This window comes from Klebsiella sp. 1SOBk5mer, from assembly GCF_046603115.1.
GTDB classification, from domain to species: Bacteria; Pseudomonadota; Gammaproteobacteria; order Enterobacterales; family Enterobacteriaceae; genus Klebsiella; species Klebsiella quasipneumoniae.
In genome coordinates this window covers 29,334-52,737 of sequence record NZ_JBKIUU010000005.1, presented here as the reverse complement: position 1 = coordinate 52,737, position 23,404 = coordinate 29,334, and the positions used below count along the sequence as shown (strand labels likewise).

Sequence of the window (23,404 nt, the reverse complement as noted above, 5' to 3'; positions counted from 1 at the left end):
CTGTGCTCAGAGGCCAACGTCCGGCAGGGCAGGACGAGTCGCCAGCGCCTGTTCCACGATCGCCACCACCTGCTGGCGCGTTTCGCCTTCCAGCGCCAGACGCGGCGGACGAGTCACAGCGCTGCCGCGTCCGAGTAGCTCTTCGCACAGCTTGATGCACTGCACCAGATCCGGACGCGCATCGAGATGCAGCAACGGCATGAACCAGCGGTACAGCGCCATCGCTTCTTCGTAACGCTGCTGGCGGGCGAGACGGAACAGCGTTTCCCCTTCGCGCGGGAAGGCGTTTGACATTCCGGAGATCCACCCTTCCGCGCCGACGGCGATGCTTTCCACCACCACGTCATCCAGCCCGGCAAACAGCACGAAGCGGTCGCCAACGGTGTTACGCAGGTCGATAAAGCGGCGGGTATCGCCAGAGGAGTCTTTAAAGCAGACGATGTTGTCGCAATCGGTCAGGGTGGCGAGAATGTCCGGCGTCACGTCGTTTTTGTAAATCGGCGGGTTGTTGTAGACCATGATCGGCAGGTCGGTGGCGGTGGCCACGCTGCGGAAGTGGGCGGCGGTTTCATGCGGTTTTGAGGAGTAGACCAGCGCCGGCATCACCATGATCCCGTCGACGCCGACGCGCTCCGCCTCTTTCGCCATCTTCTGGGCAAAGGCGGTGGTGAACTCGGCCACCCCGGCGATCACCGGAATTTTGCCGCCGGCGGCATCTTTCGCCACCTCGATAATCTGCAATTTTTCATCAGTGCTCAGGGAGGTGTTCTCCCCTACGCTGCCGCACACCACCAGCCCGGAAACGCCATCTTTGACCAGGTTTTTCATCACCGCGTGGGTGGCGTCTAAATCGAGGGAGTAATCGCTACGAAACTGCGTGCTCACCGCCGGGAATACGCCGCTCCAGTGAATCGCTTTATTGCTCATGCTCGGTTCCTTGTCGTCATTTTGTTAAGTCGAGGTGAATGATTGGTGAATATTCACTGACAGATTGACGCGTCGCGGAACCGGCGGCTTGTCGGTTTTCCCTTAATCCGATGACGAAATTAGCACAGTCGACAAAAGTGTGAGCCAGCCGTTATCCCTGCAGCGTCAGGCGAAAATCGCGCGGCGTCGAGCCGGTCATCGCTTTGAACTGGCGGCTGAAGGCGCTGTGATCGGTATAGCCGCACTGCAAGGCGATATCGGTAATCGGCGTATCGCCGGCCAGCAATTCGGTGGCTTTTTCCAGACGCACTTTGTGGATCATCTGCCGCGGCGTGAGATGAAAGATCCGTTTGCAGTAGCGCTCGATCTGCGCAATCGACATCCCGCTCAAGGCGGTCAGCTCTTCCATGGCGATCGGACGGTGATAGTGGCGGCGGATATGATCGTCGACGATCGCCAGCCGCTGCCACGCCGGATGACGGGCGTGGGCCTCCTGCAGATCGTGAGAGATCCCGGCCATGCCGATCACCTGTCCGCGGACATCGCGCAGCGCCAGCTTCTGCGTCAGGCACCAGCCGCGTTCCCGGCCATTGTAGAGATGCATTTCCAGCTGGTCGCGCAGGGTCACGCCCTCCCGCAATACCCGAAGATCCTGTTCGGTGTAACCCTGACCCAGCGCGGAAGGAAAGACGTCGGCGGAGGTTTTCCCCAGCAGCGAGGAGACGGTTTTAAAACCGCAGCGGCGGGCCAGCGTCAGATTCGCCAGCAGATAACGCGCTTCGCTGTCTTTGATAAAAAAGACCACGTTGGGGATGGCATTGAGCAGGGGGGCGATCAGCGCCAGGGCATTGAGCAGCGCCGCCATATTCTCCGGCCGCTGGCGCGCCAGCCCTTCGCAGATCTGGCTCAGCTCATCGACCGCCAGCTCCGGTTGATTGACAGCGCGCGGCGGCGCCGCTTCAGACACACCGATCATAGGGCTTCCTCATGGTAAGTGACCGAAGGATATTTATTCACTTCCTGTTAACACCTCAAGCGGCAACCGCCGGTTTTGCGATCCTGGATCCGCTTTACGCCTTCCCCTGGTTTATCCACTGGCGCAATCGCCACTTTCGGTTTACCACGCCATTAACAGAGTGATTAATAAGAAATAATTATGCATCACATGAACATCCCCCCGGCGCTATTATGCCGATTTCGTCATTATCTCTGCCGAAAGCGTTCAAGCCGCCCGTCACGGGTTGCGCCAGCATGATGAAACATGTTGTTAACTTCCGGAGAGCAGAATGACCGCGCCACGCCCCCCTATTGCGCTGAGAGCCATTGATTCACACACCGGCGGCGAACCCACCCGCCTGATCGTTGACGGCTTCCCCGACCTCGGCGGCGGCAGCATGGCGGAGCGTCGCGACCGTTTCGCCCGTGACTTCGATCGCTGGCGTCAGGCGGTGATTCTCGAACCGCGCGGCAGCGATGTGCTGGTCGGCGCGCTGCTTTGCAAACCGGTCTCGGCGGCGGCCACCGCTGGCGTCATTTTCTTCAACAACGCCGGTTTTCTAAATATGTGCGGCCACGGCACCATCGGGCTTATCGCCTCGCTGGCGTGGCTTGGCCGTATCCAGCCAGGCGTTCATCTGATTGAAACCCCGGTCGGCGACGTAAGCGCCACGTTGCACGACGATGGCAGCGTATCGGTGCAAAACGTCCCGGCCCGCCGCTGGAAAAAGCAGGTCCGCGTGGAGACCGCGCGGGGTCCCGTCATCGGCGATATTGCCTGGGGCGGCAACTGGTTTTTCCTGATTAACGATCACCCGTTCGCCATTACCCCGGCGCACATTCCACAGCTCACCGACTACGCCTGGGCGGTGCGCGAGGGGCTGGAGGCCGCGGGGATCCGCGGCGACGACGGCGGCGTTATCGACCATATCGAGCTGTTCGCCGATGACGATGCCGCCGACAGCCGTAGCTTTGTACTCTGTCCGGGAAAGGCCTGGGATCGTTCGCCGTGCGGCACCGGCACCAGCGCCAAGCTGGCCTGCCTGGCGCAGGATGGCAAACTCCAGCCGGGAGCGATCTGGCGCCAGGCCAGCATCATCGGCAGCCAGTTTACCGCCAGCTACCAGCGCGCCGCCGCAGGCATCATTCCAACGATCCGCGGCGAAGCCTGGGTGTGCGGCGATAACCAGTTGATCCTCAACCCGGACGATCCCTTCTGCTGGGGGATCGCGCCGTGAAGCCGTGCGATGTCATCGTGATCGGCGCCGGGATCATCGGCGCCGCCTGCGCGTGGCAGCTGGCGAAGCGGGGGCAGAAAGTGACGCTTATCGATGACGGTCAACCCGGCGCCACGGCGGCGGGTATGGGCCATCTGGTGTGTATGGATGACGACCCCGCCGAACTGGCGCTGTCGGCGTGGTCGCTGGCGCGCTGGCGCGCCATCACCCCGCGGATGCCCGCCACTTGCGCCTGGCGCGGCTGCGGCACGCTGTGGCTGGCGGAAAGCGAAGAAGAGATGGCCGTCGCGGGTGAAAAACAGCGGCGGCTGGCTGGCTATCAGATCCACAGCGAACTGCAGACCCCACAGCAGATCGCCGGGCGCGAGCCGCTGCTGCGCAGCGGGCTGGCCGGCGGGCTATGGGTACCAGGCGACAGCATCGTCTACGCGCCAAACGTCGCCCGCTGGCTGATGGCCGATGCCGGAGACCATCTAACCTGCCTGCACGACAGCGCGCAGGCGATTACCGAACCGGAGGTGCTGCTCGCCAGCGGCAAACGGCTACAGGCGCGGGCCATCGTGGTGGCCTGCGGCCTGGAGGCCAATACGCTGTTGGCGGAAAACTGGCTGCGGCCCAGGAAGGGTCAGCTGGCAATTACCGATCGCTACGGGCCGCGGGTGCATCACCAGCTGGTTGAGCTGGGCTACGGCGCCAGCGCCCACGGCGGCGGTACCTCGGTAGCGTTTAACCTGCAGCCGCGGCCCACTGGCCAGCTGCTGATTGGCTCTTCGCGCCAGTTCGATAATCGCGAGCGCCAGCTGGATCTCCCCTTGCTGGGGCAGATGCTCGACCGCGCCCGCCATTTTGTGCCGGCGCTGGCGACGCTGAATATCATCCGCTGCTGGAGCGGCCTGCGCGCCGCCTCGCAGGATGGCAATCCGCTGATCGGCCCGCACCCCACGCGCCGCGGTGTATGGCTGGCGCTGGGCCATGAAGGACTGGGGGTCACCACCGCCCCGGCGACGGCTGAGCTGCTGGCGGCGCAGATCCTCGGCGAACGCTGCCCGCTGGCGCCTGAGGCCTGGCTCCCGGCCCGTCTGTACCATCAGGAGGCGATCGCATGAATAGCACGCTCAATATCACTGTCGATGGCGAAGCGCTGACGGTGCCGGAAGGTATCAGCGTGGCGGCAGCGCTGGCGTTGACCGGCGATCCCACCACCCGCCAGGCGGTTAACGGCGACCCCCGCGCGCCGTTTTGCGGCATGGGGGTCTGCCAGGAGTGCCGGATCACCGTCGACGGCCGGCGGGTGCTGGCCTGCCAGACCCTGTGCCGGGCCGGTATGCAAATAGAAAGGAGCCGCTATGTACACGCTGCGCTGTGACATTTTAATCCTCGGCGCCGGCCCCGCCGGCATGGCGGCAGCCCTCGCTGCCGCCGCCTGCGATAAACAGGTCATTATTCTCGACGATAACCCCGCCCCCGGAGGGCAAATCTGGCGCGCCGGCCCGCAGGCGACGCTGCCCGCCCTGGCCCGGCGCTACCGCGACGCCATCGCCGCGTCTGCCGCCATCCGGGTGGTGAACGGCGCGCGGCTGATTGCCCGCCCCTCCGCGCGCAGCATGCTGTTTGAAACCGCCGACGGCGGTGGCGTGGTTTACTGGCAGAAACTGATCCTCTGCTGCGGCGCGCGCGAGCTGTCGCTGCCCTTTCCCGGCTGGACCTTACCCGGCGTGACCAGCGCGGGCGGCCTGCAGGCGCAGATCAAACATGGCCTGTCGCTGAAAGGCGAAAAAGTGGTGATTGCCGGCAGCGGCCCGCTGCTGCTGGCGGTGGCGGATACGGTGAACAAGGCCGGAGGCCAGGTAACGAATATCGTTGAGCAAGCGCCGCTCCCGGCGCTGCTGCGCTTCGCCAGCGGGCTGTGGCGCTGGCCGCAGAAGCTGCGCCAGTTAGCGACGCTGGCTCCGAAAGGCTATCTTAGCGGCGCCCAGGCGATCCGCGCCCACGGCGCAACGCGGCTGGAAGCCGTGACGCTGCGCCAGCGCGGCGTCGAGCGGACTGTCGCCTGCGATCGGCTGGCTATCGGCTACGGGCTGGTGCCCAATATCGAGACGGGGCAGCTGTTCGGTTGCGCCGCAGCGCAGGAGGCGATCCAGGTTAACCGCTGGCAGCAGACCAGCCTCGCGGATATTTACGCCGCCGGGGAGTGCACCGGTTTCGGCGGGAGCGAGCTGGCGCTGGCGGAGGGCGAAATCGCCGGGTATGCCGCCGCCGGGGCCAGCCAGCAGGCCCAGGCGTTATTTGCCCGTCGCGCCCGCTGGCAGCGCTTCGCCACGGCCATCAACCGCACCTTCCGGCTGGCGGAGTCGTTGAAAAACGCGGCGACGCCGGAGAGCCTGCTGTGCCGTTGCGAAGATGTGCGCTGCGGCGATGTGGCAGCCGCCGACGACTGGCTACAGGCCAAGCTTACTCAGCGCTGCGGAATGGGCGCCTGTCAGGGGCGCACCTGCGCCGCCAGCGCCCGCTGGCTGTATGGCTGGCCGCTGCCGCAGCCGAGAGAGCCGCTGTCCCCCGCCCGCGCGGAAACGCTTATTGCCCTCGCCAGGCTGAGCGCCGAGCCATAACCGCTACTCTTCTTCATCACCGCGCCCGGCAGGGACGCCAAGCGCAATAAACTCCTCCAGCAACGAGGTCAGTTGCTGCAGCTTTTCCGTAGTGAACTGAGCCTCCAGCAGGCGATAGGTTTCTTCCACCTCCGCCTGGGCGCTTTCGTACAGCGCGGTTCCGGCAGGCGTCAGCGAGACGTACAGCTTGCGCTGATCGTTAACCGGCTTCAGCCGCAGCACCAGTCCATCCCGCTCCATGCGCGTCAAAATCCCGGTCAGACTGGGGCGCAGAATACAGGCGCGAAAAGCCAGATCGTGAAAGTCCATCGACGGACGTTCGGCGAGGATACGCACGATCCGCCACTGCTGTTCGGTGAGATTGTGTCGTTTGACGATCGGTCGAAAGTAGGCCATCGCCGCTTCACGCGCCTGCAACAAGGCAATGGTTAATGAATCATGCATAGTATCCCCTCAACGGCCTCATCTAAAACTTATTAACAACTTAATAATTAGCTTTAATCCTGCCATGTACAACCGGTTTCTGCACCTGAAAAGTACCAGCCTTTCCCAGAAAAATATTCAACCATTTGATTAATAACGAATAAGTTATTGAAGTGTAAATATTGTGTTAATCCGATCACAAAACATTCACTTCCAGTTGCTAAACCTCATCGCAAAGCATAAAAGATGATCATTAATATATTAACGAAATCCCTTTGAACCAAAATCAGTCCCAGAGGAGTGGTGAATGAAAGGTACCATCTTCGCCGTTGCGCTCAATCATCGCAGCCAGCTCGACGCCTGGCGCGAGGCGTTTCAACAGGCCCCCTACAAAACGCCGCCGAAAACCGCGGTCTGGTTTATCAAGCCGCGCAATACCGTGATTGGCGATGGCGAGGCGATCCCCTATCCGCAGGGCGAAACCGTGCAAAGCGGCGCCACCGTGGCGCTGATTGTCGGCAAAACCGCGCGCAAGGTGGCGGCGGAAGAGGCGGCGAACTATATCGCCGGCTACGCGCTGGCGAACGACGTCAGCCTGCCGGAAGAGAGTTTTTATCGCCCGGCGATCAAGGCCAAGTGCCGCGATGGTTTCTGCCCCGTCGGCGCGCTGTCGCCGGTGCGCAACGTCGATAACCTGACCATCATCACCGAAATCAACGGCCGCGAAGCGGACAGCTGGCATACCGGCGATCTGCAGCGTAACGCCGCGCAGCTGCTGAGCGCCTTGAGCGAGTTCGCCACCCTCAATCCCGGCGACGCGATCCTCATCGGTACGCCCCACTCCCGCGTTACGCTGCGTCCCGGCGATCGCGTACGTATTCTCGCCGAGGGCTTCCCGGCGCTGGAAAACCCGGTTGTCGCAGAAGGAGAGCTGGCATGAAACAGGCACGTATTGAATGGCAGGGACAGGTACGCGATGCGGTGGTCGATGAACGCGACCAGGTGCGCCTGGACGATGGCACGGTATTGAAAGAAGGTGAATTCCGCTGGCTGCCGCCCGCCGACGGCACGCTGTTCGCGCTGGGGCTGAACTACGCCGACCACGCCAGCGAGCTGGCGTTTAAGCCGCCAACCGAGCCGTTGGTGTTTATCAAAGCGCCAAACACCTTTACTGGCCACCAGCAGCAGTCGGTACGCCCGGATAACGTGGAATACATGCACTACGAAGCCGAGCTGGTGGTGGTGATCGGTAAAACCGCCCGCCGCGTCAGCGAAGCCGAGGCCATGGACTATGTCGCCGGCTATACCGTCTGCAACGACTACGCGATCCGCGACTATCTGGAAAACTACTACCGGCCAAACCTGCGGGTGAAAAGCCGCGACACCCTGACGCCGATCGGCCCGTGGATCGTCGGCAAAGAGGCGATCCCGGATCCGCATAATCTGGCCCTGCGCACCTGGGTCAACGGCGAGCTGCGCCAGCAGGGCACCACCGCCGATCTGATCTTCAGCATCCCGTTTCTCATCGCTTACTTAAGCGAATTTATGACCCTGCAACCGGGCGACATGATCGCCACCGGCACGCCGAAAGGGCTGTCCGACGTGGTGCCAGGCGACGAGGTGATCGTTGAAGTCGAGGGCGTGGGCCGCCTGGCCAACCATATCATCAGCCAGCAAGCGTATGAGGAGACACTGTCATGAAAAAGATTAACCATTGGATCAACGGTAAAAACGTTGCCGGCGCAGACTATTTTCATACCACCAACCCGGCCACCGGCGAAGTGCTGGCGGAAGTCGCCGCCGGCGGAGAAGCCGAAGTCCATCAGGCGGTAGCGGCGGCGAAAGCGGCCTTCCCGAAGTGGGCTAACCTGCCGATGAAAGAGCGCGCGCGTCTGATGCGCCGCCTCGGGGATCTGATCGACCAGAACGTCCCGGAGATCGCGGCGATGGAAACCGCCGATACCGGTCTGCCTATCCACCAGACCAAAAACGTGCTGATCCCGCGCGCCTCCCACAATTTCGAGTTTTTCGCCGAAGTGTGCCAGCAGATGAACGGTAAGACCTATCCCGTCGACGACAAGATGCTGAACTACACCCTGGTGCAGCCGGTGGGCGTCTGCGCGCTGGTGTCGCCGTGGAACGTGCCGTTTATGACCGCCACCTGGAAGGTGGCGCCGTGCCTGGCGTTGGGGAATACCGCGGTGCTGAAGATGTCCGAGCTGTCGCCGCTGACCGCCGACCGTCTGGGCGAACTGGCGCTGGAAGCGGGTATTCCGGCGGGGGTACTGAACGTGGTGCAGGGCTACGGCGCGACGGCGGGCGATGCGCTGGTACGCCACCATGACGTGCGCGCGGTATCGTTTACCGGCGGTACCGCCACCGGGCGCAACATCATGAAAAATGCCGGGCTGAAAAAGTACTCCATGGAGCTGGGCGGCAAATCGCCGGTGCTGATTTTCGAAGACGCCGATATTGAGCGCGCCCTCGACGCCGCGCTGTTCACCATCTTCTCGATCAACGGCGAACGCTGCACCGCCGGCTCGCGCATTTTCATTCAGCAGAGCATCTACCCCGAGTTCGTTAAACGCTTCGCCGAGCGCGCTAACCGCCTGCGCGTCGGCGATCCAACCGACCCGAACACCCAGGTCGGCGCGCTGATTAGCCAGCAGCACTGGGAGAAAGTCTCCGGCTATATCCGCCTCGGCATTGAAGAAGGGGCGACCCTGCTAGCCGGCGGCGCGGATAAGCCCGCCGATCTGCCTGCCCATCTGAGAAACGGCAATTTCCTGCGCCCGACGGTGCTGGCGGATGTCGACAACCGCATGCGCGTCGCGCAGGAAGAGATTTTCGGCCCGGTAGCATGTCTGCTGCCTTTTAAAGACGAGGCGGAAGGGCTGCGCCTGGCCAACGATGTGGAATACGGCCTGGCGTCGTATATCTGGACCCAGGACGTCAGCAAAGTGCTGCGTCTGGCGCGCGGTATTGAAGCCGGGATGGTGTTCGTCAACACCCAGAACGTCCGCGACCTGCGTCAGCCGTTCGGCGGCGTGAAGGCCTCCGGCACCGGCCGCGAAGGCGGCGAGTACAGCTTTGAAGTGTTCGCCGAAATGAAAAACGTCTGCATCTCGATGGGCGACCATCCGATCCCGAAATGGGGAGTCTGATATGGGTAAGTTAGCGTTAGCAGCAAAAATCACTCACGTGCCGTCGATGTACCTGTCTGAGCTGCCGGGGAAAAACCACGGCTGCCGCCAGGGCGCTATCGACGGGCATAAAGAAATTGGCAAGCGCTGCCGGGAAATGGGCGTCGATACCATCATCGTGTTCGATACCCACTGGCTGGTCAACAGCGCCTACCACATCAACTGCGCCGACCATTTCCAGGGCGTCTACACCAGTAACGAACTGCCGCACTTTATTCGCGACATGACCTACGACTATGACGGCAACCCGGAGCTGGGTCAGCTCATCGCCGACGAGGCGGTGAAGCTCGGGGTGCGCGCCAAAGCGCACAATATTCCAAGCCTGAAGCTGGAGTACGGCACCCTGGTGCCGATGCGCTACATGAATAGCGATAAGCACTTCAAGGTGGTGTCCATTTCCGCCTTCTGTACCGTTCACGACTTTGCCGACAGCCGCAGACTGGGCGAAGCGATCCTCAAAGCCATTGAGAAATATGACGGCACCGTGGCGGTGCTGGCCAGCGGCTCGCTGTCGCACCGCTTTATCGACGATCAGCGCGCCGAAGAGGGGATGAATAGCTACACCCGCGAGTTCGATCATCAGATGGATGAGCGGGTGGTGAAGCTGTGGCGCGAGGGCAAATTTAAAGAGTTCTGCACCATGCTGCCGGAGTACGCCGACTACTGCTACGGCGAAGGCAACATGCACGACACGGTGATGCTGCTTGGCCTGCTGGGCTGGGATAAATACGACGGCAAGGTGGAGTTTATCACCGAGCTGTTCGCCAGCTCCGGCACCGGCCAGGTTAACGCCGTGTTCCCGCTGCCGGCGCAGGCGTAAGGAGGCCCCATGCCGCATTTTATCGCCGAATGTACCGACAACATCCGCGAGCAGGCCGATCTGCCTGGGCTGTTCGCCAAAGTCAACGAGGCGCTGGCCGCTACCGGCATCTTTCCGATCGGCGGGATCCGCAGCCGTGCCCACTGGCTGGATACCTGGCAGATGGCCGACGGCAGGCAGGATTACGCCTTTGTCCATATGACGCTGAAGATCGGTGCCGGGCGCAGCCTGGAGAGCCGTCAGGACGTGGGAGATATGCTGTTCGCGCTGATCAAATCCCACTTCGCGGCGCTGATGGAGAGCCGCTACCTGGCGCTGTCGTTCGCCATGGAAGAGCTCGATCCGACGCTGAACTACAAACAGAACAACGTGCACGCTTTATTTAAATAACGTGCAAATTGCCCGGCGGCGCTGCGCTTACCGGGCCTACAGCGGCCATGAATTGTAGGCCGGATAAGCGAAGCGCCATCCGGCAATACAATGCCACAGGAATCACTATGCTCGATAAACAGACCCGAACCCTGATTGCCCAGCGGCTGAATCAGGCCGAAAAACAGCGTGAACAGATCCGCGCGATCTCGCTGGATTATCCGTCGATCACCATTGAGGACGCCTACGCCGTCCAGCGCGAGTGGGTCGAGATGAAGATCGCCGAAGGCCGCGTACTCAAAGGCCACAAGATCGGCCTGACCTCAAAAGCCATGCAGGCCAGCTCGCAGATCAGCGAGCCGGACTACGGCGCGCTGCTTGACGATATGTTCTTCCACGACGGCAGCGATATCCCCACCGACCGCTTTATCGTTCCGCGTATCGAAGTCGAGCTGGCGTTCGTGCTGGCCAAACCGCTGCGCGGCCCGAACTGCACCCTGTTTGACGTCTACAACGCCACCGACTATGTGATCCCGGCGCTGGAGCTGATTGACGCCCGCTGCCACAACATCGACCCGGAAACCCAGCGCCCGCGTAAAGTGTTCGACACCATTTCCGATAACGCCGCCAACGCCGGGGTGATCCTCGGCGGCCGCCCGATCAAGCCCGACGAGCTGGATCTGCGCTGGATCTCCGCCCTGCTGTATCGCAACGGCGTGATTGAGGAGACCGGCGTCGCCGCGGGGGTGCTCAATCACCCGGCCAACGGCGTGGCCTGGCTGGCCAACAAACTGGCGCCGTACGATGTCCAGCTCGAAGCCGGGCAAATCATCCTCGGCGGCTCCTTCACCCGTCCGGTCCCGGCGCGCAAGGGCGATACCTTCCACGTCGACTACGGCAACATGGGCGCCATCAGCTGCCGCTTTGTCTGAGGAGAGCAACATGAACAACGCTTTTAAAGCGGCGCTCAAGGCCGGGCGCCCGCAAATCGGCCTGTGGCTGGGGCTGTGCAGTAGCTACAGCGCCGAACTGCTGGCCGGCGCCGGCTTCGACTGGCTGCTGATCGACGGCGAACACGCGCCCAACAATGTGCAAACGGTGCTGACCCAGCTTCAGGCCATCGCCCCCTACCCCAGCCAGCCGGTGGTCCGCCCGTCGTGGAACGACCCGGTGCAGATCAAACAGCTGCTGGATATCGGCGCGCAAACCCTGCTGGTGCCCATGGTGCAGAACGCCGACGAAGCGCGGCTGGCGGTCAGAGCCACCCGCTACCCGCCCGCCGGCATTCGCGGCGTCGGCAGCGCGCTGGCCCGCGCCTCGCGCTGGAATCGGGTGCCGGATTATCTTCACCAGGCCAACGACGCCATGTGCGTCCTGGTACAGATTGAAACCCGCGAAGCGCTGAAAAATCTGCCGCAGATCCTCGATGTCGACGGGGTGGATGGCGTGTTTATCGGCCCGGCGGACCTCAGCGCCGATATGGGCCATGGCGGTAATCCGCAGCACCCGGAAGTGCAGGCCGCCATTGAACAGGCCATCCAGCAAATCCGTCAGGCCGGTAAGGCGCCGGGGATCCTGATGGCCAATGAAGCGCTGGCGAAGCGCTATCTCGAACTGGGCGCGCTGTTCGTCGCCGTCGGCGTCGATACCACCCTGCTGGCGCGCGGCGCAGAAGCGCTGGCGGCCCGTTTTACCCACACCGCAACGACCACAACCGATAACAATAAATCCGTCTATTGAACGGATAATGTGGAGCGCAACATGACTACCTCTACCCTGCAACACAATGATAATAAAGCCGTTGAAGTAGAAAACCGGGTGATCAAAAAGCTGTTCCGCCGCCTGATTACCTTCCTGTTTGTTCTCTTTGTTTTCTCATTTTTGGACCGCATTAATATCGGCTTCGCCGGCCTGACGATGGGCAAAGACCTCGGCCTGACCTCCACCATGTTCGGCCTGGCGGCGACGCTGTTCTACGTCACCTACGTGCTGTGCGGGATCCCCAGCAATATCATGCTGGCGAAAGTCGGCGCGCGCCGTTGGATCGCCGGAATTATGGTGGTCTGGGGGATCGCCTCGACCTGCACCATGTTCGCCACCAGCCCGCATACGCTGTACATCCTGCGCATGCTGGTCGGCATCGCCGAGGCTGGTTTTCTACCGGGGATCCTCGTCTATCTGACCTGGTGGTTCCCGGCCTACCATCGCGCCCGCGCCAACGCCCTGTTTATGATCGCCATGCCGGTGACCATGATGCTCGGCTCGATACTTTCCGGCTATATTCTGGCGCTCGACGGCCTGTGGAACCTGAAGGGCTGGCAGTGGCTGTTTCTGCTGGAAGGCCTGCCGTCGGTGGTGCTCGGCGTCGTCACCTGGTTCTTCCTCAACGACACGCCGGATAAAGCCAACTGGCTCGATAGCGAAGAAAAACAGGCGCTGAAGGCGATGATCGATCGTGAACGGGAAAATGCGGCGGTCGTTCCGGCTTCGCCGCGTTCCACGCTGCGCGAAGTCCTGACGCCAGCGGTGCTGATGTATACCCTGGCCTACTTCTGCCTGACCAATACCCTGAGCGCCATAAATATCTGGACGCCGCAGATCCTGCAGAGCTTCAACACCGGCAGTAGCAACATCATGATTGGCCTGCTGGCGGCGATCCCGCAGTTCTGCACTATTTTCGGCATGATCTGGTGGAGCCGCCGCTCCGACCGGCGCAAAGAGCGCAAGATGCATACCATCCTGCCCTACCTGTTCGCCGCGGCGGGTTGGCTGCTGGCTTCGGCCACTCACCACAGCCTGATCCAGCTGATCGGCATTATTATGGCTTCGGTGGGATCCTTTACCGCGATGGCCATTTTCTGGACCACCCCGGATCGGGTGATCAGCCTGCAGTCGCGCGCGGTGGCGCTGGCGGTAATCAACGCCATCGGCAACGTCGGCTCTGCCGTCAGCCCGCTGTTGATCGGCATTTTGCGCGATACCACCGGCAGCTTTAGCTCCGGGCTGTGGTTTGTCGCCGGGCTGCTGATTGTCGGCGCGCTGGTGCTCACCCGCATTCCAATGAGCCAGCGTGAGGACGCCGCCGCCGCGCCGGACTTAGCGGCGCAGAAAGGCCACTAAGGAGCGGGTATGTGCCAGCATTCCATCGCCAATATCGATATCAATAAAGATTACGACGAGAGCCTGGGCACCGAGGAGGTGCACTATCAGTCGTTTTCCCGCATGGCGGCCTTTTTTGGCCGCGACATGCAGGCGCATCGCCACGACCGCTATTTCCAGATGCACTATCTTGATACCGGGCAGATTGAGCTGCAGCTTGATGACCATCGCTATTCGGTGCAGGCGCCATTGTTTGTGTTAACGCCGCCCTCGGTGCCGCACGCCTTTATTACCGAGTCCGATAGCGATGGCCATGTGCTGACGGTGCACGAAGAACTCATCTGGCCGCTGCTGGAGGTGCTCTATCCCGGCACGCGGGAGACCTTCGGCCTGCCGGGGATCTGCCTGTCGCTGGCGGATAAACCCGACGAGCTGGCGGCGCTGACCCACTACTGGCAGCTGATCCGCCGGGAATCCACCGCCCAGTTGCCGGGGCGCGAGCACACCCTGGCGCTGCTGGCGCAGGCGGTCTTTACCCTGCTATTGCGTAACGCAAAGCTCGACGATCACGCCGCCAGCGGCATGCGCGGCGAGCTGAAACTATTCCAGCGCTTTAACCAGATGATCGACAGCCACTACCATCAGCACTGGACGGTACCGGATTACGCCAGGGAGCTGCACCTGACCGAATCGCGGCTGACCGATATCTGTCGCCGCTTTGCCAACCGTTCGCCCAAACGGCTGATATTCGACCGCCAGCTGCGCGAGGCGAAGCGCCTGCTGTTGTTCTCCGATAGCGCCGTCAATGAGATAGCCTGGCAGCTGGGGTTTAAAGACCCCGCTTATTTTGCGCGCTTTTTTAGCCGCCAGGTCGGCTGCTCGCCCAGCAGCTACCGGGCGCAAAAAGTACCGGTATCGTAATTCCCCGCTGGCGCTGCGCCTGCCGGGCGATAGTCCACAGGTCGGTTCAGCGCCGCGCCAGCCGGTAAACGCTGCAGAGATCACAAAATTCACTCCCGCCTGAAAAGTACCCGTCGTTGTCGCAAACGTCCCTTCACGACAAGCGCAATAACCGCTTCAATTGAACAACAAAAACAAAACATATATTTAACATCATTTTCCGATAAATACTGAAGAGGCCCCTATGAAACCTGAAGATTTCCGCGCCGACGCGAAACGCCCGTTAACTGGCGAAGAGTATTTAAAAAGCCTGCAGGATGGCCGCGAAATTTATATCTATGGCGAGCGCGTGAAGGATGTCACCACCCACCCGGCCTTCCGTAACGCCGCGGCCTCCGTCGCTCAACTGTACGATGCGCTGCACAAACCGGAGATGCAGGATTCCCTGTGCTGGGGCACCGATACCGGCAGCGGCGGCTACACCCATAAATTCTTTCGCGTGGCGAAAAGCGCCGACGATCTGCGCCAGCAGCGCGACGCCATCGCCGAGTGGTCGCGCCTAAGCTACGGCTGGATGGGCCGCACCCCGGACTACAAAGCCGCCTTCGGCTGCGCGCTGGGCGCCAACCCGGCGTTTTACGGCCAGTTCGAGCAGAACGCCCGCAACTGGTACACCCGCATTCAGGAAACCGGCCTGTACTTTAACCATGCGATCGTCAACCCGCCGATCGACCGCCACAAGCCGGCCGATGAAGTGAAGGATGTCTACATCAAGCTGGAAAAAGAGACCGATGCCGGGATCATCGTCAGCGGCGCGAAAGTGGTCGCCACCAACTCGGCGCTGACCCACTACAACATGATCGGCTTCGGCTCCGCGCAGGTGATGGGCGAAAACCCGGACTTCGCGCTGATGTTCGTCGCGCCGATGGACGCCGAAGGCGTCAAGCTGATCTCCCGCGCCTCCTATGAGATGGTCGCCGGCGCGACCGGCTCCCCGTACGACTATCCGCTCTCCAGCCGTTTCGACGAGAACGACGCGATTCTGGTAATGGATAAGGTGCTGATCCCATGGGAGAACGTGCTGATTTATCGCGACTTCGACCGCTGCCGCCGCTGGACCATGGAAGGGGGGTTCGCCCGCATGTACCCGCTGCAGGCCTGCGTACGTCTGGCGGTAAAACTGGACTTTATCACCGCCCTGCTGAAGCGCTCGCTGGAATGTACCGGCACCCTCGAGTTCCGCGGCGTGCAGGCCGACCTCGGCGAAGTGGTGGCATGGCGCAACATGTTCTGGGCGCTGAGCGATTCCATGTGCTCGGAAGCGACGCCGTGGGTCAACGGCGCATGGCTGCCGGATCACGCCGCGCTGCAGACCTATCGCGTGATGGCCCCGATGGCCTACGCCAAGATCAAGAACATCATCGAGCGCAACGTCACCAGCGGCCTGATTTATCTGCCGTCCAGCGCCCGCGATCTGAACAACCCGCAGATTGACCAGTATCTGGCGAAGTATGTGCGCGGCTCCAACGGTATGGATCACGTTGAACGTATCAAGATCCTCAAACTGATGTGGGACGCCATCGGCAGCGAGTTCGGCGGCCGCCACGAGCTGTATGAAATCAACTACTCCGGTAGCCAGGATGAGATTCGCCTGCAGTGTCTGCGCCAGGCGCAGAGCTCCGGCAATATGGACAAGATGATGGCGATGGTCGACCGCTGCCTGTCCGAGTACGACCAGAACGGCTGGACGGTGCCGCATCTGCACAATAACACTGATATCAACATGTTGGATAAGCTGCTGAAGTAATTCGCAGCGGGAGGTCATAATGCAATTAGATGAACAACGCCTGCGTTTTCGCGATGCCATGGCCAGCCTGTCGGCGGCGGTTAACGTGGTCACCACCGCAGGCGAAGCCGGCCGCTGCGGGATTACCGCCACGGCGGTGTGCTCGGTGACGGATACGCCGCCCTCGGTGATGGTGTGTATCAACGCCAACAGCGCGATGAACCCGGTGTTTCAGGGCAACGGCAAGTTGTGCATCAACGTGCTGAACCATGAACAGGAAATCATGGCCCGTCATTTCGCCGGGATGACCGGGGTGACGATGGAAGAGCGTTTTGCCCTCAGCGGCTGGCAGCAGGGCGCGCTCGGGCAGCCGGTGCTGAAGGGGTCGCTGGCCAGTCTCGAAGGGGAGATTAGCCAGGTACAAACCATCGGCACCCACCTGGTCTATCTGGTAGAAATCAGGAACATAACCCTGAGCCAGCAGGGCCACGGGCTGATCTACTTTAAGCGCCGCTTCCACCCGGTAATGATGGAAATGGAAGTCGCAGTGTAATCGCCTTGTCTGCTCCTCCCCGGTTGGGGAGGAGCGTTAACCCACAGCGTCGCAGGCCACAATCTCCTGTGATCACAATCACATAATCCCGCCCTGTTCACTTCGTAGCCAACCGCTTACCCCTTCCAGTAACCGCTTAACCTCCTATACAACCACTCACCCATTTACTCATCTTTACGCGCGCGCCGGTCTGGCAAGATCGCAGGCAGCCTAGCTAATCAATACCTCCATCAACTCTTACTTAAAACCAGACGGCTTCGGCCAATTATTCATCTCATTAACGCCAGGTTTTACTATGGATACCAAAAAACTATTCAAGCACATACCCTGGGTGATTCTCGGGATCATCGGGGCATTTTGCCTCTCAGTCGTCGCCCTGCGCCGCGGTGAGCACGTCAGTGCCCTGTGGATCGTGGTGGCGTCGGTTTCCGTGTATCTCGTCGCCTACCGTTATTACAGCCTGTATATCGCGCAGAAGGTGATGAAGCTTGACCCGACGCGCTCCACGCCGGCGGTCATTAATAACGATGGCCTGAACTATGTGCCGACCAACCGCTACGTGCTGTTTGGCCACCACTTTGCCGCGATTGCCGGCGCCGGTCCGCTGGTGGGCCCGGTGCTCGCCGCGCAGATGGGCTACCTGCCGGGTACCCTGTGGCTGCTGGCGGGCGTCGTGCTGGCAGGCGCGGTACAGGACTTTATGGTGCTGTTTATCTCCTCGCGGCGTAACGGCGCCTCGCTGGGCGAGATGATCAAACAGGAGATGGGTCCCGTACCGGGCTCCATCGCGCTGTTCGGCTGCTTCCTGATAATGATCATCATCCTCGCGGTGCTGGCGCTGATCGTGGTGAAAGCGCTGGCGGAAAGCCCGTGGGGCGTCTTCACCGTCTGCTCGACGGTGCCAATTGCCCTGTTTATGGGGATCTACATGCGCTTCCTGCGCCCGGGCCGCGTAGGCGAAGTATCGGTCATCGGTATCGTCCTGCTGGTGGCGTCTATTTACTTCGGCGGCGTGATTGCCCACGACCCGTACTGGGGCCCGGCGCTGACCTTTAAAGACACCACCATCACCTTTACCCTGATTGGCTACGCGTTTATCTCGGCTCTGCTGCCGGTATGGCTGATTCTGGCGCCGCGCGACTACCTGGCGACCTTCCTGAAAATCGGCGTCATCGTTGGCCTGGCGCTGGGTATCGTGATCCTTAACCCGGACCTGAAAATGCCGGCGGTGACCCAGTACATTGACGGTACCGGTCCGCTGTGGAAAGGCGCCCTGTTCCCGTTCCTGTTTATCACTATTGCCTGCGGCGCGGTATCCGGCTTCCACGCTCTGATCGCCTCCGGCACCACGCCGAAGCTGCTGGCCAACGAAACCGACGCCCGCTTTATCGGCTACGGCGCAATGCTGATGGAGTCCTTCGTGGCGGTGATGGCGCTGGTAGCGGCCTCAATTATCGAACCGGGCCTCTACTTCGCAATGAACACCCCGCCGGCGGGTCTGGGCATCACCATGCCGAACCTGCACGAAATGGGCGGTGAAAACGCGGCGCTGATTGCCGCCCAGCTGAGGGATGTCACCGCTCACGCGGCAGCGACCGTCAGCTCCTGGGGCTTCGTGATCTCACCTGAGCAAATCCTGCAAACCGCGAAAGATATCGGCGAACCTTCCGTACTGAACCGCGCGGGCGGCGCGCCGACGCTGGCCGTGGGTATCGCTCATGTGTTCCACAAAATCATCCCGATGGCGGATATGGGCTTCTGGTACCACTTCGGTATCCTGTTTGAAGCGCTGTTTATCCTCACCGCGCTGGATGCGGGGACCCGCGCAGGCCGCTTTATGCTGCAGGATCTGCTGGGTAACTTCGTGCCGTTCCTGAAAAAAACCGACTCGCTGGTCGCCGGGATTATCGGTACCGCCGGCTGCGTCGGGCTGTGGGGCTACCTGCTGTATCAGGGCGTGGTCGACCCGCTGGGCGGCGTGAAGAGCCTGTGGCCGCTGTTCGGTATCTCTAACCAGATGCTGGCCGCGGTGGCGCTGGTGCTTGGCACCGTGGTGCTGGTCAAAATGCAGCGCACCAAATATATCTGGGTCACCGTGATCCCGGCTGCATGGCTGCTGCTGTGCACCACCTGGGCGCTGGGCCTGAAACTGTTCAGCACCAACCCGCAGATGGAAGGCTTCTTCTTTATGGCTCAGCAGTATAAAGAGAAGATCGCCGCCGGTGGCGAGCTGACCGCCCAGCAGGTGGCCAACATGAACCATATCGTGGTCAACAACTACACCAACGCCGGCCTGAGCATCCTGTTCCTGGTAGTGGTGTACAGCATCATCTTCTACGGCATCAAAACCTGGCTCACTGTCCGCAACAATAAAGTGCGTACCGACAAAGAGACCCCGTACGTGCCGGTACCGGAAGGCGGCGTGAAGACCTCGTCACATCATTAACCCCGATGCCGGATGGCGCTACGCTTATCCGGCCTACAAAAAAGCGCATCAACGTAGGCCGGAGAAGGCGCTAGTCGCCATCCGGCTTTATTCGTTATCTGGAACTTACAATGTTTGGTAACTTAGGTCAGGCAAAAAAATATCTCGGTCAGGCAGCGAAAATGCTGATTGGCATTCCGGATTACGACAACTACGTCACCCATATGCAAACCAACCATCCGGATCAGCCGTACATGACTTATGAAGAATTCTTCCGCGAACGCCAGCAGGCCCGCTACGGCGGCGACGGCAAAGGCGGCGTCCGCTGCTGTTAATGGAGGCAATAATGGCACCGATTGCAGTCACCCTACTCACCGGTTTTCTCGGCGCAGGTAAAACCACCCTGTTGCGCCATATTCTCAACGAACAGCACGGCTTTAAAATCGCCGTGATTGAAAATGAATTTGGCGAAGTCGCCGTTGACGATCAGCTGATCGGCGACCGCGCCACGCAGATTAAAACCCTGACCAACGGCTGCATCTGCTGTACGCGCTCCAACGAACTGGAAGACGCCCTGCTCGATCTGCTCGACAGCCGCGACCGCGGTGAAATCGAGTTCGACCGGCTGGTGATTGAATGCACCGGCATGGCCGACCCGGGGCCGATTATCCAGACCTTTTTCTCCCACGAGGTGCTTTGCGAGCGCTATCTGCTGGATGGCGTGATCGCCCTGGTGGATGCGGTCCATGCCGACCAGCAGATGGATCAGTTCACCATCGCCCAGTCGCAGGCAGGCTACGCAGACCGCATTTTGCTGACCAAAACTGATGTTGCCGGCGACACCGAAAAATTGCGCGAACGGCTGGCGCGCATTAATGCCCGGGCGCCGATTTATACCGTCATTCACGGCGATATCGATCTTAGCCAGCTGTTTAACACCAGCGGCTTTATGCTGGAAGAGAACGTCGTAAACAGCAAACCGCGTTTCCACTTTATGGCAGAGAAGCAAAACGACGTGTCATCAATCGTGGTTGAGATGGATTACCCGGTGGATATCAGCGAAGTGTCGCGAGTAATGGAAAACCTGCTGCTCTCCTTCGCCGAGCAATTGATGCGCTATAAAGGGATGCTGTGGATCGACGGCGAGCCAAATCGCCTGCTGTTCCAGGGCGTGCAGCGCCTCTACAGCGCCGACTGGGATCGCCCGTGGGGCGATGAAACGCCGCACAGCACGCTGGTGTTTATCGGCATTCAGTTGCCGGAAGAGGAGATTCGCGCGGCATTTGCCGGGCTACGACGCTAATTTGCCCGCCTGCGCGCTAAGGCGCAGGCCCTCTTCTCTCCCCGTACATCGTCAAAGACAGGGATAACACGTCGTCATCGCGTCGAAAAATGTAAATCAACGTTTTTATAAGTAACAGCAGAAACACTTTTGGAAATAATAAGAAATTCAATGAATAGGATGCTTAATAATTAATGCCCACCCTGTTCAGTTTCTGTTTAGCCCACCCATTAAACTGCGGCTAAACAGACCAAATTTGATGATTGACCTCGCCATAACTCAACGTCATTACAACATTTTCAAAACACTCCCCTGACAAATACAGCATAAAAAATCGACGCAAGTCACATTTGCAGAGGTAAACATCGATTGTTAAGGTGCCCTCAGACAAATTTAATGACGAGGAGCAAACCATGAAAAAGCTTAACATCCTGATTGTTGCTGCCCTGACCGCGGTCTCTGGTTCCGCCATGGCAATGGGGTATACCGTTGAACAAGGAAAGAATTTTACCAACCTGAATATGGAAATGGGTAAATCTTCTTCCGGTCTGTATGTCGAAAGCCACTGGCTGAAGAATACCGATGATGGTAGCCAGACCGGCGGCGTTGGCGCGGGTTACAATCTGGAAGTTGGCCCGGTGATGCTCAACGCTGGCGCGAAAGCTATCTATCTGGGACCGAAAAAAGGCGATAACGGCGTCGCGTTTCCGGTCGGCGGCGGGGTGAACGTGGCCCTGACTGACAGCATCAATATGTTTGGCGAAGGGTATGTCGCGCCGGACGGCCTGAACAACAGCGTGAAAAACTATGTTGAAGCGAACGGCGGCGTGAGCTGGTCCCCAATTGGCCCATTAACGCTGAAAGTGGGTTACCGTCACGTGAGCGTTGACGGTAAAGAGGGCCGTCCTAACCACACCCTGATTGATGGCGCCTACGTGGGCGGCGGGCTCTCCTTCTGATGAAATCACGTCTCGCCGCGCTCTCTGCGCTGAGCCTGGCGTTGCTGCTCACCGGCTGCACTCAGTATACCTAGGTGAAGCCGGGTTTAAGCGATGCCGAGATGCATAAAAAGCTCACCGAATGTGAAGCGCAGGCCCTGGTCGATCTCCCTCCGGATAACGTGGTGACCGGGTCCAGTTCAGAAAAAACCGACAAAAAGCATAAGAAACAGGATGTTGAAACAAGTTATACGGTAGAAGACGCGAATGAATATCAGCGGGAGACCTTAGTCGACAGCTGTATGTTCAAAAGCGGCTGGGATAAAGTCGAAGTGCAATAAATCTATTATAAAAAAACCTGCCGGATGGCAGGTTTTTTTATGGTCGGGCTTAGCGGCGAACCACCACCAGCTTTTGGTTCACAAACTCTTTGATGCCGAGATCGGAGAGCTCCCGGCCATAACCGGAACGCTTCACGCCGCCAAACGGCAGTTCGGGCGCGGTATCGGTCAGCCAGTTGATATAGACCATCCCGGTTTCAATGGCGGATGCCATCCGTTTAGCGCGTTCGATATCCTGACTGAACACCGCGCCGCCCAGGCCATAGTGAGAATCGTTGGCAAGCGCAATCGCCTCCTCATCGTTTTTCACCACGTAGATCTGCGCCACCGGGCCAAAGAACTCTTCGAAGTACGCCGGGTTGTCGCGGGTGATACCGGTCAGGATAGTGGGTTCAAAGAAGTTGCCGTCTCGCGCCACGGGCTTGCCGCCCAGATGCAGCGTGGCGCCGTTTTTGACCGCCTCGTCAACCTGCTTGCTTAAGGTTTCCAGCGCATCTTTAGAGGAGAGCGGCCCCAGCGTGGTGCTTTCATCCAGCGGATCGCCTATTTTTACCTGGCGAAACGCCTCGCTAAATTTCGTCAGAAACGACTCAGCGATGTTCTCATGCAGGATAATCCGCTTGGCGGCAGTACACACCTGGCCGGCGTTGTTCAGCCGCGCCTGGACGCCGATTTTCACCGCGCGATCAAGGTCGGCATCGTCGAGCACCACAAACACATCGTTGCCGCCGAGTTCCAGGGTCGATTTTTTAATATGCTTCGCCGCCTGCGCCGCCACTACGCTGCCAGCTTTTTCCGACCCGGTCAGCGCCGCGCCCTGCACACGATCGTCGGCGATAATCTTCGCCACCTGATCCTGGGAGATAAACAGATTGGTCCACGCCCCATCTGGTGCGCCGGCCTCGCGCACCAGATGAGCAAAGGTTTCCGCGCAGTGCGGCACAATGCTGGCGTGTTTGGCGATAACCGGGTTCCCGGCCGCCAGGTTTGGCGCCAGGACGCGCATCAGCTGGTAATAGGGGAAGTTCCACGGTTCCACCGCCACTAATACGCCGATGGGATGGTGTTCAACCCAGGCGTCGCCGAGTTCGGTGGGGTATTTCACCGGCGCCAGCATCGATTTGGCGTTATCGGCGTAATAGCGGGCGATTTGCGCGCACAGTTTCACTTCGCCGCGGCTCTGCTTAATGAGTTTCCCCATCTCCTCGCTGGCGATTTTCGCCAGATCTTCCGCCCGGCTGTCGATCAGATCCGCCAGCTTATGCAGCACCGCCAGACGCGGTTCAATATTGCCTTTCGCCCAGGCCGAATGATAGAGCGCATCCGCCTGCCGCAGCGCCGCCTCCACGTCCGCATCGCTGTGCGCCGGGTACGTTTTAATAAGCTGATTGTTCGCAGGATTCACCGTCTGATAGGCCATATCGCATGTCTCCTTGTTATCGCTATTAAGGCAGTCAAAAATGCCGTTAAGGATATTAAGGGTAGTCGAGATGGC

At 60.3% G+C, this 23,404-nt stretch carries 23 protein-coding genes and 2 pseudogenes; 21 read left to right on the top strand and 4 right to left on the bottom strand.

The genetic code is table 11. The features are described from left to right. Window positions 1-6: 6 nt before the first annotated feature. A complete protein-coding gene (locus tag ACLH1U_RS13110) occupies window positions 7-927 on the bottom strand; it encodes a dihydrodipicolinate synthase family protein (RefSeq protein WP_004204197.1) in 921 nt (306 codons plus the stop codon). 151 nt (window positions 928-1,078) lie between these two features. After that, on the bottom strand, window positions 1,079-1,903 hold the full coding sequence (locus ACLH1U_RS13105) for an AraC family transcriptional regulator (protein WP_032455015.1): 825 nt from the start codon (window positions 1,901-1,903) through the stop codon (window positions 1,079-1,081). Between the two features lie 310 nt (window positions 1,904-2,213). Between ACLH1U_RS13105 and ACLH1U_RS13100 the strand changes: the two genes are divergently transcribed. From ACLH1U_RS13100 to ACLH1U_RS13085, 4 genes are read left to right on the top strand one after another with little or no spacing between them, the layout of a single operon-like run. After that, window positions 2,214-3,161, top strand: coding sequence for a 4-hydroxyproline epimerase (locus tag ACLH1U_RS13100; protein ID WP_032455016.1), 948 nt, complete (start codon window positions 2,214-2,216; stop codon window positions 3,159-3,161). Next, entirely contained in the window at window positions 3,158-4,267 is a 1,110-nt protein-coding gene (locus tag ACLH1U_RS13095) for an NAD(P)/FAD-dependent oxidoreductase (protein ID WP_064158448.1), read from the top strand. The genes ACLH1U_RS13100 and ACLH1U_RS13095 overlap by 4 nt, the downstream gene beginning before the upstream one ends. Further along, the gene (locus ACLH1U_RS13090; protein ID WP_032455020.1) at window positions 4,264-4,527 is read left to right on the top strand and encodes a (2Fe-2S)-binding protein; all 264 of its coding nucleotides are present in this window, start codon (window positions 4,264-4,266) and stop codon (window positions 4,525-4,527) included. The genes ACLH1U_RS13095 and ACLH1U_RS13090 overlap by 4 nt, the downstream gene beginning before the upstream one ends. Further along, window positions 4,508-5,770, top strand: a complete 1,263-nt coding sequence (locus ACLH1U_RS13085) for an FAD-dependent oxidoreductase (RefSeq protein WP_411299289.1) — start codon at window positions 4,508-4,510, stop codon at window positions 5,768-5,770. Before ACLH1U_RS13090 ends, ACLH1U_RS13085 begins: the two co-directional genes overlap by 20 nt. A gap of 3 nt (window positions 5,771-5,773) precedes the next feature. Here the strand turns inward: ACLH1U_RS13085 and hpaR are convergent, their stop codons facing one another. Then, window positions 5,774-6,214, bottom strand: a complete 441-nt coding sequence (gene hpaR, locus ACLH1U_RS13080) for a homoprotocatechuate degradation operon regulator HpaR (protein ID WP_002887503.1) — start codon at window positions 6,212-6,214, stop codon at window positions 5,774-5,776. Window positions 6,215-6,278: 64 nt separating this feature from the next. Here hpaR and ACLH1U_RS13075 point away from each other — a divergent pair. The 17 genes and pseudogenes from ACLH1U_RS13075 to ACLH1U_RS12995 all read left to right on the top strand — a co-directional run bounded on the left by ACLH1U_RS13075 (window position 6,279) and on the right by ACLH1U_RS12995 (window position 21,909). Further along, window positions 6,279-6,443: pseudogene (locus ACLH1U_RS13075) on the top strand (hypothetical protein). A 57-nt stretch (window positions 6,444-6,500) separates the two neighbouring features. Further along, complete coding sequence (locus tag ACLH1U_RS13070; RefSeq protein ID WP_049014166.1) at window positions 6,501-7,133, top strand: fumarylacetoacetate hydrolase family protein; 633 nt, start codon at window positions 6,501-6,503, stop codon at window positions 7,131-7,133. Next, on the top strand, window positions 7,130-7,894 hold the full coding sequence (locus tag ACLH1U_RS13065) for a fumarylacetoacetate hydrolase family protein (protein WP_023291852.1): 765 nt from the start codon (window positions 7,130-7,132) through the stop codon (window positions 7,892-7,894). Before ACLH1U_RS13070 ends, ACLH1U_RS13065 begins: the two co-directional genes overlap by 4 nt. After that, a complete protein-coding gene (hpaE, locus tag ACLH1U_RS13060; protein WP_102003924.1) occupies window positions 7,891-9,357 on the top strand; it encodes a 5-carboxymethyl-2-hydroxymuconate semialdehyde dehydrogenase in 1,467 nt (488 codons plus the stop codon). The genes ACLH1U_RS13065 and hpaE overlap by 4 nt, the downstream gene beginning before the upstream one ends. A 1-nt stretch (window position 9,358) precedes the next feature. Continuing rightward, complete coding sequence (gene hpaD, locus ACLH1U_RS13055) at window positions 9,359-10,216, top strand: 3,4-dihydroxyphenylacetate 2,3-dioxygenase (protein WP_002887492.1); 858 nt, start codon at window positions 9,359-9,361, stop codon at window positions 10,214-10,216. Between the two features lie 9 nt (window positions 10,217-10,225). Further along, entirely contained in the window at window positions 10,226-10,606 is a 381-nt protein-coding gene (locus ACLH1U_RS13050) for a 5-carboxymethyl-2-hydroxymuconate Delta-isomerase (protein ID WP_023291850.1), read from the top strand. 107 nt (window positions 10,607-10,713) lie between these two features. After that, the gene (gene hpaH, locus ACLH1U_RS13045; protein ID WP_002887487.1) at window positions 10,714-11,517 is read left to right on the top strand and encodes a 2-oxo-hept-4-ene-1,7-dioate hydratase; all 804 of its coding nucleotides are present in this window, start codon (window positions 10,714-10,716) and stop codon (window positions 11,515-11,517) included. A gap of 10 nt (window positions 11,518-11,527) precedes the next feature. Beyond that, window positions 11,528-12,325 (top strand): 4-hydroxy-2-oxoheptanedioate aldolase, encoded by a 798-nt coding sequence (gene hpaI, locus ACLH1U_RS13040; RefSeq protein WP_044525283.1) that lies wholly within the window; start codon window positions 11,528-11,530, stop codon window positions 12,323-12,325. A 21-nt stretch (window positions 12,326-12,346) separates the two neighbouring features. Further along, window positions 12,347-13,705 (top strand): 4-hydroxyphenylacetate permease, encoded by a 1,359-nt coding sequence (hpaX, locus tag ACLH1U_RS13035; RefSeq protein ID WP_194859251.1) that lies wholly within the window; start codon window positions 12,347-12,349, stop codon window positions 13,703-13,705. 9 nt (window positions 13,706-13,714) lie between these two features. Next, window positions 13,715-14,605, top strand: a complete 891-nt coding sequence (hpaA, locus tag ACLH1U_RS13030) for a 4-hydroxyphenylacetate catabolism regulatory protein HpaA (RefSeq protein WP_032454759.1) — start codon at window positions 13,715-13,717, stop codon at window positions 14,603-14,605. 223 nt (window positions 14,606-14,828) lie between these two features. Continuing rightward, the gene (gene hpaB, locus ACLH1U_RS13025; RefSeq protein ID WP_020079700.1) at window positions 14,829-16,391 is read left to right on the top strand and encodes a 4-hydroxyphenylacetate 3-monooxygenase, oxygenase component; all 1,563 of its coding nucleotides are present in this window, start codon (window positions 14,829-14,831) and stop codon (window positions 16,389-16,391) included. Window positions 16,392-16,410: 19 nt separating this feature from the next. Beyond that, window positions 16,411-16,923, top strand: a complete 513-nt coding sequence (locus ACLH1U_RS13020) for a 4-hydroxyphenylacetate 3-monooxygenase reductase subunit (protein WP_023291846.1) — start codon at window positions 16,411-16,413, stop codon at window positions 16,921-16,923. 295 nt (window positions 16,924-17,218) lie between these two features. Next, window positions 17,219-19,369, top strand: coding sequence for a pyruvate/proton symporter BtsT (btsT, locus tag ACLH1U_RS13015; protein ID WP_064155471.1), 2,151 nt, complete (start codon window positions 17,219-17,221; stop codon window positions 19,367-19,369). A 110-nt stretch (window positions 19,370-19,479) separates the two neighbouring features. Continuing rightward, on the top strand, window positions 19,480-19,683 hold the full coding sequence (locus tag ACLH1U_RS13010; RefSeq protein WP_002887451.1) for a YbdD/YjiX family protein: 204 nt from the start codon (window positions 19,480-19,482) through the stop codon (window positions 19,681-19,683). Between the two features lie 11 nt (window positions 19,684-19,694). Beyond that, window positions 19,695-20,651, top strand: coding sequence for a GTPase (gene yjiA, locus ACLH1U_RS13005; protein WP_065812847.1), 957 nt, complete (start codon window positions 19,695-19,697; stop codon window positions 20,649-20,651). Window positions 20,652-21,043: 392 nt separating this feature from the next. Then, window positions 21,044-21,589, top strand: a complete 546-nt coding sequence (locus ACLH1U_RS13000) for a YfaZ family outer membrane protein (protein WP_373638428.1) — start codon at window positions 21,044-21,046, stop codon at window positions 21,587-21,589. Next, a pseudogene (locus ACLH1U_RS12995) lies at window positions 21,589-21,909 on the top strand (hypothetical protein). Before ACLH1U_RS13000 ends, ACLH1U_RS12995 begins: the two are co-directional and overlap by 1 nt. Before the next feature lie 49 nt (window positions 21,910-21,958). Here the strand turns inward: ACLH1U_RS12995 and ACLH1U_RS12990 are convergent. Beyond that, complete coding sequence (locus ACLH1U_RS12990) at window positions 21,959-23,329, bottom strand: NAD-dependent succinate-semialdehyde dehydrogenase (RefSeq protein ID WP_374014348.1); 1,371 nt, start codon at window positions 23,327-23,329, stop codon at window positions 21,959-21,961. Window positions 23,330-23,404: the final 75 nt, after the last annotated feature.